Origin of the sequence: Mucilaginibacter lappiensis (assembly GCF_050433765.1) — a bacterium.
GTDB lineage: Bacteria > Bacteroidota > Bacteroidia > Sphingobacteriales > Sphingobacteriaceae > Mucilaginibacter > Mucilaginibacter lappiensis_A.
On record NZ_JBNPWP010000007.1, the window covers coordinates 70,654 to 89,640 of the forward strand.

The window sequence follows — 18,987 nt, forward strand, 5'->3', positions numbered from 1 at the left end:
CAGTATATGAGATGCCGAAATAAATTCGGCATGACTGATTTATTTTATACTCAAACACGTTTAAATACCATTCTTTTTACAAACCATTTTTTGTTTTTTACGCAAAGAGTGCCAACTTCGCAGTCCAATATTTACTATGATATCTCATTATAAAAAAATAGCCCAGGAGCTTTCTATAGCCGAAAAGCAGGTAAGTGCCACTGTTGACTTACTTGACGAGGGCGCTACCGTTCCGTTTATTTCCCGTTACCGTAAAGAGGTTACCGGTACGCTTGATGAAGTGCAGGTAACCGAGATCCGCGACCGCGTACAGCAGCTGCGTGATCTGGATAAACGCCGCGAGGCCATACTAAAATCGCTTACCGATATGGGCAAACTAACGCCCGAGCTGGAAAAGCTGATTAACGAAGCCGAGACCATGGTGACGCTGGAGGATATTTACCTGCCATATCGCCCCAAACGCAAAACCCGCGCTACCACCGCTCGCGAAAAGGGTCTGCAACCACTGGCCGACCTGCTATTGGAGCAACGCAAAACTGATCTGAAAACCGAAGCCGCTGTTTATATAGATGCCGAAAAAGGGGTGAATAGCATAGAGGAAGCGCTGGCCGGGGCAAGGGATATCATTGCCGAAACCATCAGCGAAAATGCAGAGGTGCGTACCCGCATTCGTGAGCTGTTTATTGAAAAGGGAACTTTCCAGTCAAAAGTTATTGTTGGCAAGGAGCAGGAAGGGATAAAATATAAAGATTACTTCGACTGGACAGAGGCAGTAAAGTCTGCACCATCGCACCGCATCCTGGCCATGCGCCGCGGCGAAAAGGAAGAAATTTTATGGCTGGATATTAAACCCGAAGAGGAAGAAGCCGTAACCATACTGGAAGATACTTTTGTAAAAGCAAATAATACATCGGCCGACCAGGTAAAACAGGCCATCGCCGACGGTTATAAACGATTGCTGAAACCATCAATGGAAACCGAGGTGCGCCTGTTCACCAAAAAGAAGGCTGATGAAGAAGCTATCCGTGTTTTCGCGGAGAATGCGCGTCAGCTTTTATTAGGTGCGCCATTAGGCCAAAAAAGGGTGATGGCTATTGACCCGGGTTTCCGTACGGGCTGTAAGCTGGTTTGTTTGGATGAGCAGGGCAAGTTACTGGAGAACACCGCTATTTATCCGCATACGGGTGCGGGACAGGCACGCGAGGCCGAAAAAACTGTTCAGCACCTGTTTGAAAAATATCATATTGAAGCTATTGCCATAGGTAACGGCACTGCCGGCCGCGAAACGGAGCTGTTTGTGCGTAACCTGAATTTACTGGGCGTGGTTATAGTAATGGTGAACGAAAGCGGTGCTTCTATCTATTCGGCATCTGACGTGGCGAGGGAGGAGTTTCCGGATAAGGATATTACCGTAAGGGGCGCGGTATCTATTGGCCGCAGGTTGATGGACCCATTGGCCGAGTTGGTGAAGATCGACCCCAAATCAATAGGCGTAGGGCAATACCAGCACGATGTGGATCAGAACAAACTGCAAACCTCGCTGGATGATACCGTAATGAGCTGCGTAAATGCGGTTGGTGTGGAGCTGAACACTGCATCGAAACAAATACTGGCCTATGTATCAGGTCTGGGGCCGCAACTGGCGCAAAACATTGTGGAGTACCGCGATCAGAATGGCGCCTTTAAACGCCGCGATCAGCTTAAAAAAGTGCCTCGTTTAGGTGATAAGGCTTTTGAACAAGCCGCCGGTTTTTTACGCATACACCAGGCCGAAAATCCGCTGGACTCAAGCGCGGTACACCCTGAGCGTTACAGCCTGCTGGAGCAAATAGCAAAAGATATGAATTGTTCGGTTAAGGACCTGATGGGTAACGCGCCGCTGCGCAAAAGCATTCCCCTGCAAAAATATACTTCAGAAACGGTGGGCCTGCCTACCCTGAATGATATCATGGCCGAACTGGCCAAACCGGGTCGTGACCCGCGTGAGCAATTTGAAGCGTTTAGTTTTACCGATGGTGTAAACGCCATTGGCGATTTAAAGGTGGGTATGAAACTGCCCGGCATTGTTACCAACATCACCAATTTTGGCGCCTTTGTTGATATTGGAGTTCACCAGGATGGGTTGGTACACCTGAGTCAGATCACCAACAGGTACATTAAGGATCCTAACGAGGTGCTGAAAGTGCACCAAAAAGTGGAAGTTACCGTTACTGAAGTTGACGTGAATCGCAAACGCATAGCTTTATCAATGAAAGAGAATGATAAAAGCGCTCCGCAAGAAAGAAGAAATGAGGAAAGAAGACCTGTGGGTAACAAACCTGTTTATAACAAAAAGCCCGAACAGCAGCCCGAAACAGATATTGCTATAAAACTGGCGGCCTTAAAGAATAAGTTTAAGTAGGGGTCGGGCCGTCATTCCCGAAAACAGGTGGGATGACAGCCCCTTATCTTATTTTTTAACGTAAAAGTTTATTCCAAAGTGATCTGCCTCCTGATGCTTTCTTCAAGCGATATAAAGGTTTCGGTACGTTGGATGCCTTTAACGCCCTGGATCTGCTCATTCAAAACCTCACGCAGGTGGGTGGTATCATGACATACAATTTTGGCAAAAATACTCCATTCGCCGGTGGTGTAATGCAGCTCAACGATCTCCTTGATGGTTTTCAGCTGCTTAACCGCCTCATTGTACTGCGAACCCTTTTCCAGGTAAATACCCAGAAACGCTGTAATGTCATACCCTAATTTCTGAGGATCTACTTCCAGGCTGGCTCCTTTAATTACACCCATCTCCTCCAACTTTTTCATCCGCACGTGTATGGTTCCGCCAGAAACGATTAACTCTTTAGCTATCTCAGTGTATGGAGTAGTAGCATTTTTCATTAATATTGATAAAATCTGAATATCAAGATTATCAATTTCTAAATTTTGAGCTTTTCTGTGGGACATAAATTTGAATATCTATATTGAAATACAAGTTTAATTAAAATTTGAATAAAAATAAAATATTTTTGTTGAAATATTTGCAAGGAATTGATAGGTCTATTAAATTTGTATCAAGCAAATGACAATTGCTTATCGTTCTTTAAACAAAAAAACAATGTTGGGTGGTGAAATTTTTGGCAGACACACCTCCTTGTCCCGGTGGCGGAGATCCTGGAAAACCCGAAGCGGGCTAACCACTCTGTGAAGGTTCGAATCCTTCCCCAACAGCAAGTTCTAAGTCTGAAGCCCTGAGTCAGAAGTCAATGAAAGACTTTTGACTTAATACTTCGAACTGAAGACTTATATTCTGTAGGATGGTGAAATTTTTGGCAGACACACCTCCTTGTCGCGGTGGCGGAGAAATTGGGAAACTTTCAGCAATGAAAATAACCACTCCGTGAAGGTTCGACCCCTTCTCCTACAGCTCTTCTCATAATTTAGGTTTATAATTGGTTAGTAAAGGCCCCTGCCCATCAGGGGCTTTGCTGTTTCTAAAGGTTTTTATTTAAAATCAAAAGAAAAGAATCAAGACATAAGACACATTTTTTTACGCACCATCTTTTATCCTTTATCAAAGGTCCTTCATCTTTCTTGATTTATCCTATCAAAAATGTTACTGTGTCATTTTTACACATTGGTATTGATGCTTCAATATTTAATTATAAATTTGATACATTGCCAATTATTACAATCGATTGCGATTAAACCCTATTATTGTAATAAACAACAGTTAAAACCAACCTATAATTAGCGCATATATGAAAAAAATCGTACTGATGGTACTTGCAGCCTGTTGCTGTATCTGTTTATCTTGTAGTAAAAAACGCGTTGATAAGCCCCGCGTACTTATTTTTTCCAAAACCATGGGCTTTCACCATGCATCTATTGATGCGGGTATTGCAGCCATTCAAAAATTGGGCAGGGAGAATGGTTTTGATGTGGACACCACCAAGAACGCTGGTATGTTTAATGAGGATAACTTAAAAAAATATTCAACCGTTATTTTTTTAAGTACCACAGGCGATGTGCTTAACTATCGCCAGGAAATTGCGTTTGAGCGTTATATACAAGCCGGTGGTGGTTTTGTAGGTGTACACGCCGCTACCGATACCGAATATGACTGGGGATGGTATGGCAGGCTTGTAGGAGCCTGGTTTTATGACCATCCGGGCATACATGATAAAAACCCAAATGTACAACCGGGTACTTATAATGTGGTTGATGCTACTAATGACGCCACCAAGCACCTGCCTAAAGTATGGAAACGCACCGACGAATTTTACGCCTTTAAAAAAGAATTGGCACCCGATGTTCATGTGCTGATCACTTTGGATGAAAACAGTTATAAAGGTGGTAAGCGTATGGGTTACCATCCGGCAACCTGGTTTCATGATTTTGATGGAGGTCGCGCGTTTTATACCGCTATGGGCCATACCGAAGAATCATATAAGGAAGATAACTACCTGAAAATGCTGTTGGCCGGTATCAAATATGCTATAGGCAGTAATAATGAGCTTGATTATGCTAAAGCAAAATCGCAGGTGCCGCCTGAAGAGGACCGGTTTAAAAAGACTCAGCTATCAACAGGTCAGTTTTTTGAACCAACCGAAATGACCATTCTACCTAACCTGGATATATTAGTATTACAGCGCCGAGGCGGGATTATGTTGTATAAGCACGATACCCAAAAGGTAAAACAGGTAGGCTATTTTGATGTGTACTATAAAACTTTGCATACCCCAAATGTAAATGCCGAAGAGGGAATGCTTGGTTTGGCTAAAGACCCTGATTTTGCCAATAACAACTGGGTTTATATTTATTACAGCCCTGCCGATAGCTCAGTAAACCGTTTATCAAGATTTACTTTTAAAAACGATACCCTGATTAAATCAACCGAAAAAGTGATCTTAGAGGTAAAGGCCCAGCGCGAGATATGCTGTCATACGGGTGGTTCAATAGCCTTTGGTCCCGGACCTGATAAGATGTTGTTCTTTTCGGCTGGTGACAACTCTACCCCGTTTGATGAAAAAAAGCAGAAATATGTAACCAGTGGATACGCTCCATTAAATGATGATCCCGGTCACCTGCAGTTTGATGCCCGCCGTTCGGCCGGTAATACTAACGACCTGCGCGGTAAGATCATGCGTATCAAGATCAACGACGATGGTACTTATGCTATTCCCGATGGAAACCTGTTCCCTAAAGGCACACCAAAAACCCGTCCCGAAATTTATGTAATGGGCGACAGGAACCCTTACCGTATCTCCGTTGATCAAAAAAACGGAAATTTGTATTGGGGCGAGGTTGGTCCTGATGCGCATAACGATAGTTTAGATACCCGCGGCCCAATGGGTTATGACGAAGTGAACCAAGCCCGCAAAGCAGGTAATTTTGGTTGGCCATATTTTGTGGCCGATAATAAGCCTTACCATGTTTACAATTATACCACGGGTGCATATGGCAAAGCCTTTGATCCTAAGCATCCGGTTAATGAATCGCGTAATAATACCGGTTTAAAAGACCTGCCACCTGCGCAATCGGCATTTATATGGTACCCTTATGGTCCCTCGGCCGATTTTCCGGAGGTGGGTGCCGGCGGACGTAATGCTATGGCCGGACCGGTATATTATACCGATATGTTCCCGGCAGAAACCCGTTTGCCAGATTATTACAATGGCAAATTCTTAACTTATGATTGGATGCGCGGCTGGATAATGGCTGTAACCATGCAGCCTAACGGCGATTTTGATAAAATGGAACCGTTTTTCCCGACCCTGAAAGTAAACTCTATGATTGACATGGAGGTTGGCCCCGATGGAAGATTATATGGTTTAGAGTATGGAAGCGGCTGGTTCACCCTAAATCCTGACGCTGGTTTATTCCGTATTGACTACATTGCAGGTAACAGGCCGCCGGATATTTCATCTATAAAGGCTGATAAAACATCAGGTCAATTGCCGTTTACAGTTAAACTGAGTGCCAAAGCCAAAGATCCTGAGGGCGATAAAATAGCCTATACCTGGGATTTAGGCAATGGTGTTACCAAACAAACAGATGTACCACAGTTAGATTATACCTATACCAAGCCCGGCGATTATAAAATAATCCTTGAGGCAAAAGATAACCAGGGTGCTGCTGATAAAACTATGCCGTTAAAAGTATATGCGGGTAACGAGAAACCTGAAGTAACTATCAAACTAACCGGCGGTAACAAATCATTCTATTTACCGGGTATACCTCTTAGTTACGTGGTGACTGTTACTGATGGTGTAAATACAGCAAAGGTTGATCCTAAACGCATATTTGTAGAGGTTAATTATATTGATGGCTTTAAGAAAGCTGTCTCGGCGTCGCAACTGGAACAAGGCGAACCCGAAAACAGCGGAAAAGCTATTATGCTTACCATGGATTGTAAAAGCTGCCATAAAGAGGTAGGCAAATCAATAGGGCCATCATTTATAGATGTATCCACCAGGTACAAAAAAGACCCTGATGCTATGACAAAACTTACTGATAAGGTAATTAAAGGCGGTAGCGGTGTTTGGGGCGAAACTGCGATGTCGGCACACCCATCCATAAAAAAGGGTGATGTTGATCAGATCATAACCTGGGTACTATCGCTTGATAATAAGGATGCACAAAAGAAATCCTTACCTCCATCAGGTTCAATCATGCCTGATCCAGGTAAGAAGCTAGCCAGTACATTGGTTTTATCGGCCAAATATACTGATGAGGGTGGCGAGGGTATCAAGGCTTTAACCGGTCGCGGTATTGCAACGTTAAACAGTAATAATTACTTGTTTTCGGGTAGCGAAAAGGTTAGTGGCTTTACGGCATTTAAGTATAATGGCATCAACCTCATGATCATGCCACCAAGTGAAAGCTGGTTTGAGTTGGATAACATTGATCTTACCGGTTTACGATCAGTAAACCTGACACACTTCTGGCAAGCCGCACCAAGCATCGGGTTTAATTTTGAAGCCCGCATTGATGCACCCAATGGTAAACTGGTGGGTAAAGGAAGCATGCCTGTGCCAACAAAAGATCAAAAAGCGGGTATTACTCATTTGGTAATTAACCCGGTTACTGATGGTAAGCTGCATAAGCTTTACTTTATTTACAAACCTGTAAAACCAGTAGCCATGCAGGCCGGTGTAACCGGTGTGCAGTTTAGCGCTAAATAAGCTTCACCAATCTTCTCCTGAAAGAGAGGCGCTTATAATAAAAAAATCCCGGCAGGTTACCTGCCGGGATTTTTTTATTATAAGCCGATGTTTGTGTCTTCACAAACATCATACCTTAAAATATTTTGAAGCCTACGCTCAATGCCCACAGATTCTGGCGTTTGGCAAAGCTATCGCTTATTTTGGTCAGGCCGCCTTCATAACGCAGGTCGGCAGTGATGGCACCTATATCAACACCGGCACCGACCTGGTAACCTATATTGCTTTTGTTGAAATTATCAATCGCTCCGTTAATGTTATCGCCTAAATTACCGCTTTTATCTAACTGATAAGTATAAATAGGGCCGGCCATAACACGGAAATTCAAATCTTTTTCGCCGAATGATTTACCAATAAGCAAAGGAACGTTCAGGTTAGTAAACCTTACTTTCCCGCTAAAATTCTGGTTGTTTTCGCTCGATTCAAATTTACCGCCGGTTCCGCTTAAATAAAGTTCTGGCTGGAAATACCAGCTGTTACCCACGCGGGCAAATAAACCGGCCTGGTAACCGGTAAGGTTTGATTCTTTAAAATTGTCGGAGCTGATTTTTGAAAAATTAACACCTCCCTTAATACCTAATGAAACTTGTGCCTTAGCGCCGATGCTTACAGCAATCAGTAACGCTGCACTTAATAAATACTTTTTCATAATCTTGATGTTAGTTTATGCCGGTTGCATTCTTATTTACTATTGTACCCGGCATTTTTTAAAATTTAGTTAGTTTATAAACAAGGCCAAATTTTTAAGCCTTGTATAGTAGCCTATCAATTGACGAGCCAAAATTTTAAATGTTGCATGGAAATTCAACTGAAACTATGCCAATATCACCTCTCCTGCAGTATATTTACCGATTAAATGAGCTACAGATATTTTAGGCCTTGCCTGCACTGTATTTTTTATATTTTTGCTGAAAATAATTAATCATGGCTGAGATCAGTATCACAAACAAACAGTGGGAACGGGTAAAAATCAAGGTACAGCGTAAATATAACCACCTTACCGATGAGCAATTGCAATACTCAGAAGGCCAGGAAGAAAGCCTGATAACCAAATTAATGGACCTGGTAAACCGCGACAGGAGATATGTGGTGTTCACTTTGAGAAAAGCATTGGTGAATATTGATAATAACCGCCTGTAAATAAGGCTGAATTTTTAAAAACCGATATGCTTTTTGTATTTTTATACGTTTATATGTTGAAATAGGGTAATGGTGATCAATAACAGATACAAAAGGATAGGTTTATTTGCTGGTATTGCATTGCTGGCCGGCGGAGTGATGGCTTTTAATGATGACTTATTCCAGATCTCAAAAAATCTGGATGTGTTTGCATCAGTATACAAAGAAGTAAATATTAACTACGTTGATGACATCAACTCCTCAAAACTGGTGAAAACCGGTGTTGATGCCATGCTTGATGGTCTTGATCCTTATACCGAGTTTGTTCCTGAATCGGAAATAGAAGATTATAAGCTGCATTATGTAAGCACACAGTATGGCGGTATTGGCGCCAGCATTTTCTCGCGTACAGGAAAAGTGTACGTTTCGGATGTTTTTGCAGGCTTTCCGGCTCAAAAAGGCGACGTTCACCCGGGCGATCAGATCCTTAAAATAAATGACATTGACCTTAACGGTAAAAATAACGACCAGGTAAGCCAGTTGCTTAAAGGCTCAAAAGGCGCTGCCATAAAATTGCTCCTTAAACGTGATAATACGCCGCAGCCATTTGAAAAAAACCTGATACGCGATGAAATTAAACAGCCTAACGTATCCTACTATGGTATGGTTGATGGCAATATGGGTTATATTAAGCTGGATAAATTTCTGGAAAACTCTGCAGGCGAAGTTACCAATGCTTTAACAACCTTGAAAAAGAGCAACCCCAGCGGTATTATACTTGATTTGCGCTCCAATGGTGGCGGCATATTACAGGAGGCAGTAAAAATTGTGAACCTTTTTGTACAAAAGGACGTAGAGATTGTATCGCAAAAAGGAAAGATCAAGGATAAAAACTTTACCTATAGTACAATAAGCACACCACTTGAGCCTAATTTACCTTTAGTGGTGCTGGTTAACAGCCACTCAGCCTCGGCATCAGAAATTGTTGCGGGCGCTCTGCAGGACCTTGACCGTGCTATTATTATTGGTCAGCGCAGCTATGGCAAAGGGCTGGTGCAGCAAACGTTTAACCTGCCTTATAACAGTTTGGTTAAAATAACCATTGCCAAATACTATGTGCCGTCGGGCCGTTGCATACAGGCACTTGATTATAGCCACCGCAAGGATGATGGTAGTGTAGTAAAAGTGGCCGATTCGCTGATACATGAGTTTAAAACCAAAAACGGAAGATCAGTATATGATGGCAGCGGTATTTATCCTGATATTTTTATTAAACAGGAAAAATTTGCCAATGTAACCCAGGCACTGGTAGGCAAACTGCTGATATTTGATTATGCTACCGTTTATCGTGATGCGCACCCCAAAATTGCCGAACCAAAATCATTCAGTTTATCAGATGCTGATTACAATGATTTTGTAAAATACCTGGCCGATAAGAACTACAGCTATACCACAGCATCTGAAAAATTACTGGGCAGCCTGAAAACAGAAGCAACCAAAGAAAAGCAGTTTACTGAGATCCAAAATGAGTATGATATTTTAAAATCAAAGCTGCTGGCCAGTAAAAAGAATGATCTGCAACAACATAAGCCCGAAATAAAACAGGTGCTTGAAAATGAGATAGCTTCGCGCTATTATTATGAACGGGGCCGTTACGAAACCAACTTTAAGTATGATAAAGAACTGGCCCAGGCCATAAAAACCATGCAGGACAAAGTTCAGCTGGCATCTATACTCAAAGGGGAAGGCAACTATAAGGTAATTGGCAAACCTATGCTGGCTATGGCAGGTAAAAAGAATGCCGATAAAGATACCGACGACGATCAATAAGCCAACATATTGTATATCATGGTGTTAAAAATTGTAACCAATTAGTTACCTGTATGTTATGGGTACTGGCTAAACTATTGCCGTAGCTTATCGTCTTAAATACAAAGTAACACGATAAAACTATGAAAAAGTTAATTTTAACAGCAGCCATATTTTTTAGCTGCTTATCAGTAAAAATAGCCAGTGCTCAAATAAGCTTAAGCATAAACATTGGCAGCCAGCCCGATTGGGGCCCAACAGGATATGACCATGCAGACTATTATTATATGCCTGATATTGATTCGTACTATGATGTTAATGCCCATCAGTATGTGTACCTGAATAATAATGTATGGGTGCATACTACCGCATTGCCTCCGAGGTACAGTAATTATAATGTATATAATGGGTATAAAGTTGTTGTAAATGAGCGTACCCCATGGGTTCATAACGATGTTTACAGAACTAAATACAGCTCATACAGAGGACAGCGTAACCAAACTATCATTCGCGATAGTAAAGATGTTAAGTACCGCAATCACTGGAATGGCAATGATAACCGCGGACAAGGTCGCAGGGTTGTTGTTCACAAAACCAAAACTGTTCACAAGGATAATGGCAACCGTGATAAGCATGATGACCATCGTGACAATCCAGGCCAGGGCCACAGAAACTAATTTGTATTGTTAATTTTTATATAAAACAGGCTCTTCTTAATTGAAGAGCCTGTTTTTTTATGGCATAATTTTAGACTATGTAAAGGAAGGTAAAATTAAAATTTAAACTTTTTACGATAATCATTGTCATACCTCCATAAAATGAAGCGATCATGGCCTGCTATTCAAACAATGGAATTAACCATGATAACTTTATCAACACTTAAAAAAACTTTCTAATGAAAAAGCTCATTTTATCAGCAGCAATATTATTAAGCTGCTTAACGTACAAAACAGCCAGCGCCCAGGTAGGTATAAGCTTAGGCGTAAATATTGGCAGCCAGCCCGATTGGGGCCCGGTAGGATATGACCATGCCGACTATTATTACATGCCCGATATTGATACTTACTACTATGTGCCAACCCACCAGTATGTATATTATGATAATAATATATGGGTACACCGTACCTATTTACCGTCACGTTACCGTAACTACAACCTGTACGGTGGCTACAAGGTGGTTATTAATGATCGCGATCCCTGGTTAAGGAATGACGTTTACAGAACAAGGTATTATGGTTACAGGGGGCGCCATGATCAGGTGATCATCCGTAACAGTCGCGATGCCAGGTATGCTAACCACTGGAGAGGCAACTATAGCCGCAGGTATGCCTATAGCCATTCCCGCAATTATGGAGGTAATCATTATGGACGTCCAAATTATGGCCACAGAGGTGGTTATAACCGGGGCAATTACGGACATGGCGGCGGCAATCACTGGGGTGGTGGTCACGGGCGTCCGGGTAATGGCGGTGGTCATGGGAACCACGGTGGTGGCAATGGGAATCACGGCGGTGGTCACGGGAACCATGGAGGTGGTCATGGTGGTGGCCATGGCAGGAACTAATTATTATTGTTAAGGTATTATATGAGCAGGCTTCCTAAAAAAGGAGGCCTGTTTTGTTTGATATTAAATTCTTCTTAAGTCGTCGCCCGGCTCCAATCCACAGGTGTCCGGAAGATTGTGATTGCAGTATATATTCCCTCCCTTGGGAGGGGTGAGGTGGATTGTGCAGTGGTAGGGAGGGGTTTCTACGCGCGATTAAACCTTCAATAAACCCCTACCTCCCCTTCCCCAAGGAAGGAATCGCACTGACCCCAAGCTTTCTTTTTATTCTTTCGAACACCTGTGGGCTCCAGCCGGGTAATTTAATTCCCCTAAAAATGCAAAATGGCTTTAAAGCTTATGTTGCGGCCCATGTTATAAATACCAGTATGCCCGTTGGGCGATGACTTGTAATATTCAAAATATTTAAGCCGGTTCAAGTTAGCTTGATAAGCAGTATTAAATAAATTATCCCCCTGTATAAAAAACTCATAGAATGATGTGGTTGCTTTAGCAGGTTTAATAGTAAAACCCAGGCCGGCATTAAACAGGGTGTATCCTTTTGTAAAAGTTTCGGTATTGTCAAGCGCGTAAAAATGGTTTTGGTTTGCATATCCATCGGCTTCAACGCGGGCGTTTAGTTTGGTAAACAGGCCATATGTGCCGGGCAAGCTCACCTTTAATGCCGACCGGATATGTAGCGGCGGTATAAAGGGCAGGTATTTGGCTGCGTTGCCGTATTGAGCTATCAGCTGCGGGTTTTTGTTAATACCGGTTACCCAGGCCACACTATTATCAAGGGCAAGCCATTTAATGCTTTGCGGGTGCAGGTTCAGGGTAAATTCGGCACCATAAAGCCTTGCCTTTGATTGCTGGTATTGGTAGGTGCTGTTGCCCGGTACAATAACTACAGGGTTTCCATTAGCGTCGTTAACTTTAGCCTGATAAATGTAGTTGTCAATATTGTTGTTAAATACTTCGGCAATCAGGTCCACATCGCTCAGGTAGGCAATAAAGCCAAGGTCCTGTTGCAAGCTAAATTCGGGATTAAAGCTGCGGTTACCCAGGTATACAATATGCGCCCCAGGGTCAAGTCCGTTTGAGCCTATTTCGGTAATATTTGGTGCACGGTAGCCCCGCGCGATATTCGCTTTTAGCAACAAGCGGTCGCTGATGTTATAGGTAAGCCCCAGGCTACCCGAAAGCCCCTGGTAAGTATGTTTAAATGATGGGAATTGCAGGCTGGCGCCGGCAGTATCAGGCAGACGGGCTTGTTGGCCAAAGCCGGTTTGCGCATTGGTGCCCACATAAAAATTATTCCAGTTGATGTGCCGGTTATCGTAACGGATCCCACCGGATATATCAATCTTAGCAAAGCTTTTTTTGGCGAACAGGAACCCTCCAGCATCAAACAAATTATAATCGGGTATGGGGAAGTCGGTAGCGGCTTTACTGCGGTTGGCCTGGTAAATGCCGTTAATGCCCGCAGTAGTTTCAACTCCGCCGAATGATGGCAGGTTGTACCGTACATCGTAATTAACTGTATTAAGCACCACATATAAACCAGCCTGTTCAGGAACGGTAGGGTGGTTATATTCCCTGCGGATACTTTGTTGAAAACCCAATGAAGTATTGATGCTGCCATCGCCGGTTTTAAAAGAGTTGGTAGTATACAAGCGATAATGCTGTATGCGCTGGTGCAGTGGCGCAATAGTATATGAACGTAACTCATTATCAGGCACTATGGGGCGGTTTTTGATGTCATCTAAACCCCCTTCGTATATTTGTTTAGTAAACCGCCTGCTGAGCGAATCGCGGCTGCCATCGGGTATTTCCTGACGGTTGTCATACAGCGTAGCACCAATTTGCGAGTATCCCCATGATTTATCAACCCGGGCAATGCCCGATAAATTAAATTCACGGAAGCCCGTATTATAAACCAGTCCGTCAACTTTGTTCTGGTAGTCATGTGCTGTTTTGGCGGTAGCACGAAAGGCATATTTCCAGTTGTTTTTTTTGTATGATAAACCAACAGAGGTGCCTATCATGCCGTTATTAGTATGGTAATCGGTTATTACATCGCCATTCAATTTACCATCGTCGCCATTAGGGATATAGGGTATCATGTTAATAACACCCGCCAGCGCATCAGAGCCATACGTTAAACTGGCCGGGCCTTTTATCACTTCGGCGCGGCCTATGCCATACTGATCTATCTCGATACCATGTTCATCGCCCCATTGCTGCCCTTCCTGCCGCATACCATCGTATAACGTTAAAACCCGGTTATAGCCAAGGCCCCTGATAAAAGGTTTAGAAATATTTGGCCCGGTAGTAACAGCACTTACACCCGGCACTCCTTTTACAATGGCATCAATAATGTTATTATTTACGTGTTGTTCAATATCTTTTTTGGTCATTACAGCTATAGGTACAGGGTTGCTGCGTAATTGTGTAGCACGAGATACACCGGTAACCACCACCTCATTGAGTTTGGAAGGTTTTTCTTTTAGTATAATGTCATTAACAACTGGCTCATTACTATGGATAGTGATATTAATGGTCTCGGGTTCGTAACCAATGCTGCTAATGATTATGCCATAAGTACCTTCCGGAATATTTTTTATTTCGTAATAACCCTTACTGTTGGTACTGGTACCCTTGCCGATACCTTTAATACTTACCGATGCATAGGATATTGGTTCATTATGGCTGGTGATTCGGCCTTTTACAACTCCATTTTGGGCGTATAAATAGTTGCTGGTAAGTAATATAAGAAGTAAAAGTATAAAGCGCATAGTGATTTAATTTCGTGCAAACATATTTAAATTATTTGATTAATTAAAGTAAAAAAATTAGTCTTGACTAATTTTACAATAAACGCAATGTTTTTGCCTATGTTTGTGTGTAATCATATTGGGGATGTACACATTATCAGAAGAGAATTATTTAAAATCCATTTACAGGCTTGCCCAGCAAACCAATTTCAAAATAACGCCTACTGCAATTGCCGAATCATTGGGTAATAACCCGGCATCGGTGGTGGATATGATACGTAAGCTCACCGAAAAACAGCTGATAGCGTATGATAAAAAGAATGGAGTAAAGCTAACCGCGCAAGGTTTAAAGGATGCTGTGCTGATAGTGCGCCGCCATCGTTTGTGGGAGGTTTTTTTGCTGGAAAAGCTGGGCTATCACTGGGATGAGATCCATGATATTGCCGAGGAGCTGGAACACATTAGCAACGCCACGCTTGCAGACAGGCTCGATAAATTCCTGGGTTTCCCTGAGTATGACCCGCATGGCGATCCTATACCCAAGGCCAATGGTAAAGTACCCAAACCATATTCAGTAACCTTAACCGACCTAAAAGGGGGCGACGCCTGCCGGGTAGCCGCTGTACGCGATACCAGCAGTTCGTTTTTGCAATACCTGCAAAAGCTGGACATCGGTATAGGTACCCGCATACAATTGATTGAAAAAATACCTTTTGATAATTCACTGGTGATCAGTATCAGCGGCAAGGAAAATACTACAGTATCTCAAAAGTTTGGCGAGAATATTTTGATAGATTAATTTTCTTGTTTGTCATCCTGAGCGATAGCGAAGGATCTGTTAGCAAACTATGTGTACAGCGAATAGATGCTTCACTGAGCTCAGCATGACAAGTGGGGTAAGAAATAAAATCGTGTTAATCCTTTAATCCGGTTAATCAAAGTTCAGAAAAAAGAATTGCGCGTAAAGGCCTGCCCACCATACTTCGACAGGCTCCATGACAGCCTTACTTTGTTATATGTTATTGCGGCCATAGTGGTAATGAACTTTTCTTCTTAACTTTAATAGTAAACACACCGCCATGGAAGAATCAGAAAAATTTACCCGCATCATTGAGGCCCGGATGAAGCTAAAGGCCCGGTTTGAGGAAAAGATGAAGCTCACCCCATCGGTTGCCGATGATGCACCGCGCGGATCGGGCAAGACAAACCGCCACGGTATGCCGGCCCTGCCCATAGGCCAAACAGTTACTTACAAGTGGCCGGTGCTTGACCTCGGGTATCAGCCTGCTATTCCGCTCGACCGGTGGCGACTCACCATTGATGGCGCCGTTGAAAACCCGGTAAAGCTTACCTGGAAGGAATTTATGGATCTGCCGCAAACCAAAGATACTTCTGATTTTCATTGCGTTACTACATGGTCAAAGCTCGATATGCCCTGGAAAGGTGTTAGCCTGCTTGATCTGGCTGCATTGGTTCATCCTAAAGAGAATGCCACACATATTATGTGTTATGGTTACGATACTTACAGCACCAACCTATCGCTTGAGGAAGCATTAAAGCCCGATGTGTTATTGGTACATACTTTTGAAGGACAACCCCTGCAAAAAGAACACGGCGGCCCGGTGCGGATGATAACGCCACAGTTATATGCCTGGAAGGGTTCAAAATGGATAAAGCGTATAGAGTTTTTAACCGAAAATAAATTAGGCTTTTGGGAAGATCGCGGCTACTCAAATACTGCATATCCATGGCGTAATGACCGGTACAGTGACTAATATATGGGAAGAATAGAGCTTAGCAGGACCGCATACTCAACAAATTTTGTTTATTTAATAAAATGCTTAATAGGGGTTATAATTTGTTACTTATTATATAAGTATATCCCTCAATACCCTTTTTATTGGGCCATTGTTTCTGTAGTGGTGGCTTTATCACCTGATGATAGCAATCAACAGGCATATGACCGGATGAAAGCAAATGTGCTGGGTTGTGCCGTTGGTCTTTGTTTGTATCCCTTGCATTTGCCTAACCTATTAATATTATGCGTAGGTGTGGTTATGACCATAGGCATAGGAATTGCTTTTAAGATCACCCATACCCTAAGAAGCGCGCTTGCCGCCCTTGTTATTGTTACATACAGGAGGAACTGGAAAAACACTGGTACATAGCGTTGGAGCGGGTAACCTGCGTCGTGGCAGGCTGCCTGGTAGCCCTGATGGTCACGATGCTTTGTAACTCAATTATCCAGGTAAATGCGAGAAGATTAAAGCGGAAGGCCTAAAAGCGAATACAAGTAAAAGCTTTGAGCCTTCAGCTTTCTGCTTTTATGGCTTACCGTTTATCTTGGCCGATTCTTCCAGTTCATTATCAACCTGATCGTCAAAATACAGGCGGTATATCACCCAGTCGCTTTTAGGTTTGTAAAACATAAAGGTAAACCTTACCGGTTGCTTTTCATGTTTAACCAGATAGCTGTATAACACCAGGCTGTTTGAAGCCTTACGTTGAACAATTAGCTCTTTACCTATATACATGCCAATTAAGCCACGTGTAGTATCTATTTTGGCTATCAAACCCTTTAAGCTGGTTGAATCGACCAATGGATTGGTTTTAAAAATATTGATGATGGCCCTTGAAGTGCCATCCTTTTCATAGGTTTTAAAAAACTTGTCGATATAAGTAGTTACCCCGGTAATAGCTGCTGTAGGTGCCTTCACTGTGGTTGTAGCTGTTGGGGTTTGTGCAAAGGCGTTGCTGCAAAAAATGCAGGCTAATATTACAAAAAGTGTCGGTTTTATTGCTTTAAGGCTGAAGTATTGCATACTGATATTTTATTGGCCTAAAAATAGGTAATTAAATAATATCAACCTTTGTGTACAAGTAAAATCCCGGTAAAATTTATGAAGGGAAATTAGAGTGGTGATCGGCCAACTACCGTTTCTTTAAAAATGCGGTTTTAAGCACAATACTCATACCATCAATCTTGCAGTCAACCTCCTCGTCGTTATCGGTAAGGCGGATCTTTTTTACAAGGGTACCTTGTTTTAACGTAACACCTCCGCCTTTAACTTTTAAGCTTTTTATCAGGGTTACCGAATCGCCTTCGTTAAGGATATTGCCGTTGCTGTCTTTTACGTTTGATTGTTCCATTGCCGAAGTTTTTAAATTTGATGTAACAAAAAAAAGCCTGCCACAAGAGCAGGCCTTTATATAATAGCTGTATAGCGTAATTACTTAGTAACGTACATTACTTCTTTAACCGCTTTAATTACCCTTTCAGGGTTGGGCAGGTATTCCTGTATTAAAGTTGGTGCGTAAGGCAATGGTACATCGCCACCCATAATGCGTAATATAGGCGCATCAAGGTAATCAAACGCGTCTTTTTGTACTTTAAAGGCAACCTCGGTAGCAATTGAACCTAAAGGCCAGCTTTCTTCAATGATTACCAAACGGTTTGTTTTTTTAACCGATTCAATTACTGTTGCGTAATCAATAGGGCGAACGGTGCGCAGGTCAATCACTTCGGCGTGAATACCTTCTTTCTCCAGTTCGGCAGCGGCAGAAATAACCACTTTCATGATCTTACCAAAGCCAACTAAAGTAACATCAGTACCTTCTTTAACAACTTTTGCTTTTCCTAAAGGAATATAATAGGTATCTTCTGGTACTTCGCCTTTATCGCCATACATTAATTCAGATTCCATGAAAATAACCGGATCCGGATCAATTATAGCCGATTTTAATAAACCTTTTGCATCATATGGGTTTGATGGTACTACCACCTTTAAACCCGGACAGTTGGCATACCAGTTTTCGAAACACTGGCTGTGTTGCGAGCTAAGCATACCCGCGTTACCGGTTGGGCCGCGGAAAACGATTGGAACCGAAAACTGGCCACCGCTCATTGACATGATCTTGGCTGCACCGTTGATGATCTGGTCAATGGCCACTAACGAAAAGTTAAAGGTCATGAACTCAATGATGGGGCGCAAACCATTCATGGCCGAGCCAATGCCTATACCGGCAAAGCCTAATTCAGAAATGGGCGTATCAATAACGCGTTTGGCACCAAACTCATCCAACATACCCTGACTTACTTTGTAGGCGCCATTGTATTCGGCAACCTCTTCACCCATCAGGTATATTTTGTCGTCGCTGCGCATTTCTTCGACCATGGCCTCTCTTAGCGCTTCTCTGAATTGTATTTCTCTCATTATATTATATAAAATGATGTTTTTTGCGACCGCAAATATAAACACTAATGTGTAAAATGCAATCCCTAACCCGGTGCAGATAAGGTTTTACCGCATATATTTTACAAAAAACAGTACATTGCTGGTATAAACCTTATACTAATGAAATTTCCGTCGTTAAAAAACCTTGCCCAAGGTGCCGCTAACACCATAAGGCGTTATATTTTGAAATTAAATTTGAGGTCAGCAATATGAATTTCCGCTTGCTAAAGAATAAGAAGCCTGAGGTTACTTCGGTTACGTTTATGTATCTGATTAAGCAAAAGTGATTTGGATTGATT

15 protein-coding genes and 1 tRNA gene are annotated in these 18,987 nt (G+C 42.5%); 10 read left to right on the top strand and 6 right to left on the bottom strand.

Features of this window, described 5'->3' with window-relative positions:
* Positions 1–136: 136 nt before the first annotated feature.
* Entirely contained in the window at positions 137–2,401 is a 2,265-nt protein-coding gene (locus M2273_RS20520; RefSeq protein ID WP_429399641.1) for a Tex family protein, read from the top strand.
* A 68-nt stretch (positions 2,402–2,469) separates the two neighbouring features.
* Here the strand turns inward: M2273_RS20520 and M2273_RS20525 are convergent, their stop codons facing one another.
* Positions 2,470–2,946 (bottom strand): Lrp/AsnC ligand binding domain-containing protein, encoded by a 477-nt coding sequence (locus M2273_RS20525; protein WP_076373882.1) that lies wholly within the window; start codon positions 2,944–2,946, stop codon positions 2,470–2,472.
* A 152-nt stretch (positions 2,947–3,098) separates the two neighbouring features.
* Here M2273_RS20525 and M2273_RS20530 point away from each other — a divergent pair.
* Positions 3,099–3,210, top strand: a tRNA-Asp gene (locus M2273_RS20530).
* A gap of 530 nt (positions 3,211–3,740) precedes the next feature.
* Positions 3,741–7,166: a ThuA domain-containing protein gene (locus tag M2273_RS20535; protein WP_429399642.1), complete on the top strand. Its 3,426-nt coding sequence runs from the start codon at positions 3,741–3,743 to the stop codon at positions 7,164–7,166.
* Between the two features lie 115 nt (positions 7,167–7,281).
* Here M2273_RS20535 and M2273_RS20540 read toward each other — a convergent pair whose 3' ends face one another.
* Positions 7,282–7,854 (bottom strand): porin family protein, encoded by a 573-nt coding sequence (locus M2273_RS20540; RefSeq protein WP_429399643.1) that lies wholly within the window; start codon positions 7,852–7,854, stop codon positions 7,282–7,284.
* A gap of 275 nt (positions 7,855–8,129) precedes the next feature.
* Between M2273_RS20540 and M2273_RS20545 the strand changes: the two genes are divergently transcribed.
* The 4 genes from M2273_RS20545 (at position 8,130) to M2273_RS20560 (ending at position 11,697) form a co-directional block, all read left to right on the top strand.
* A complete protein-coding gene (locus M2273_RS20545; RefSeq protein WP_429399644.1) occupies positions 8,130–8,345 on the top strand; it encodes a hypothetical protein in 216 nt (71 codons plus the stop codon).
* A gap of 69 nt (positions 8,346–8,414) precedes the next feature.
* A complete protein-coding gene (locus M2273_RS20550; protein WP_429399645.1) occupies positions 8,415–10,154 on the top strand; it encodes a S41 family peptidase in 1,740 nt (579 codons plus the stop codon).
* Between the two features lie 122 nt (positions 10,155–10,276).
* Positions 10,277–10,810, top strand: a complete 534-nt coding sequence (locus M2273_RS20555; protein WP_429399646.1) for a hypothetical protein — start codon at positions 10,277–10,279, stop codon at positions 10,808–10,810.
* A 218-nt stretch (positions 10,811–11,028) separates the two neighbouring features.
* On the top strand, positions 11,029–11,697 hold the full coding sequence (locus M2273_RS20560; RefSeq protein WP_429399647.1) for a hypothetical protein: 669 nt from the start codon (positions 11,029–11,031) through the stop codon (positions 11,695–11,697).
* A gap of 311 nt (positions 11,698–12,008) precedes the next feature.
* Here M2273_RS20560 and M2273_RS20565 read toward each other — a convergent pair whose 3' ends face one another.
* Complete coding sequence (locus M2273_RS20565) at positions 12,009–14,474, bottom strand: TonB-dependent receptor (protein WP_429399648.1); 2,466 nt, start codon at positions 14,472–14,474, stop codon at positions 12,009–12,011.
* A 124-nt stretch (positions 14,475–14,598) separates the two neighbouring features.
* Between M2273_RS20565 and M2273_RS20570 the strand changes: the two genes are divergently transcribed.
* The 3 genes from M2273_RS20570 to M2273_RS20580 all read left to right on the top strand — a co-directional run bounded on the left by M2273_RS20570 (position 14,599) and on the right by M2273_RS20580 (position 16,621).
* Entirely contained in the window at positions 14,599–15,252 is a 654-nt protein-coding gene (locus tag M2273_RS20570) for a metal-dependent transcriptional regulator (RefSeq protein ID WP_429399649.1), read from the top strand.
* Between the two features lie 280 nt (positions 15,253–15,532).
* A complete protein-coding gene (locus M2273_RS20575) occupies positions 15,533–16,228 on the top strand; it encodes a molybdopterin-dependent oxidoreductase (protein ID WP_429399650.1) in 696 nt (231 codons plus the stop codon).
* Between the two features lie 3 nt (positions 16,229–16,231).
* Complete coding sequence (locus tag M2273_RS20580) at positions 16,232–16,621, top strand: FUSC family protein (RefSeq protein WP_429399651.1); 390 nt, start codon at positions 16,232–16,234, stop codon at positions 16,619–16,621.
* 156 nt (positions 16,622–16,777) lie between these two features.
* Here M2273_RS20580 and M2273_RS20585 read toward each other — a convergent pair whose 3' ends face one another.
* The 3 genes from M2273_RS20585 to M2273_RS20595 form a co-directional block, all read right to left on the bottom strand.
* Entirely contained in the window at positions 16,778–17,275 is a 498-nt protein-coding gene (locus M2273_RS20585; RefSeq protein ID WP_429399652.1) for a hypothetical protein, read from the bottom strand.
* Positions 17,276–17,384: 109 nt separating this feature from the next.
* Positions 17,385–17,603, bottom strand: coding sequence for a zinc ribbon domain-containing protein YjdM (locus tag M2273_RS20590; RefSeq protein WP_429399653.1), 219 nt, complete (start codon positions 17,601–17,603; stop codon positions 17,385–17,387).
* 80 nt (positions 17,604–17,683) lie between these two features.
* Positions 17,684–18,667, bottom strand: a complete 984-nt coding sequence (locus M2273_RS20595; RefSeq protein WP_429399654.1) for a pyruvate dehydrogenase complex E1 component subunit beta — start codon at positions 18,665–18,667, stop codon at positions 17,684–17,686.
* Positions 18,668–18,987: the final 320 nt, after the last annotated feature.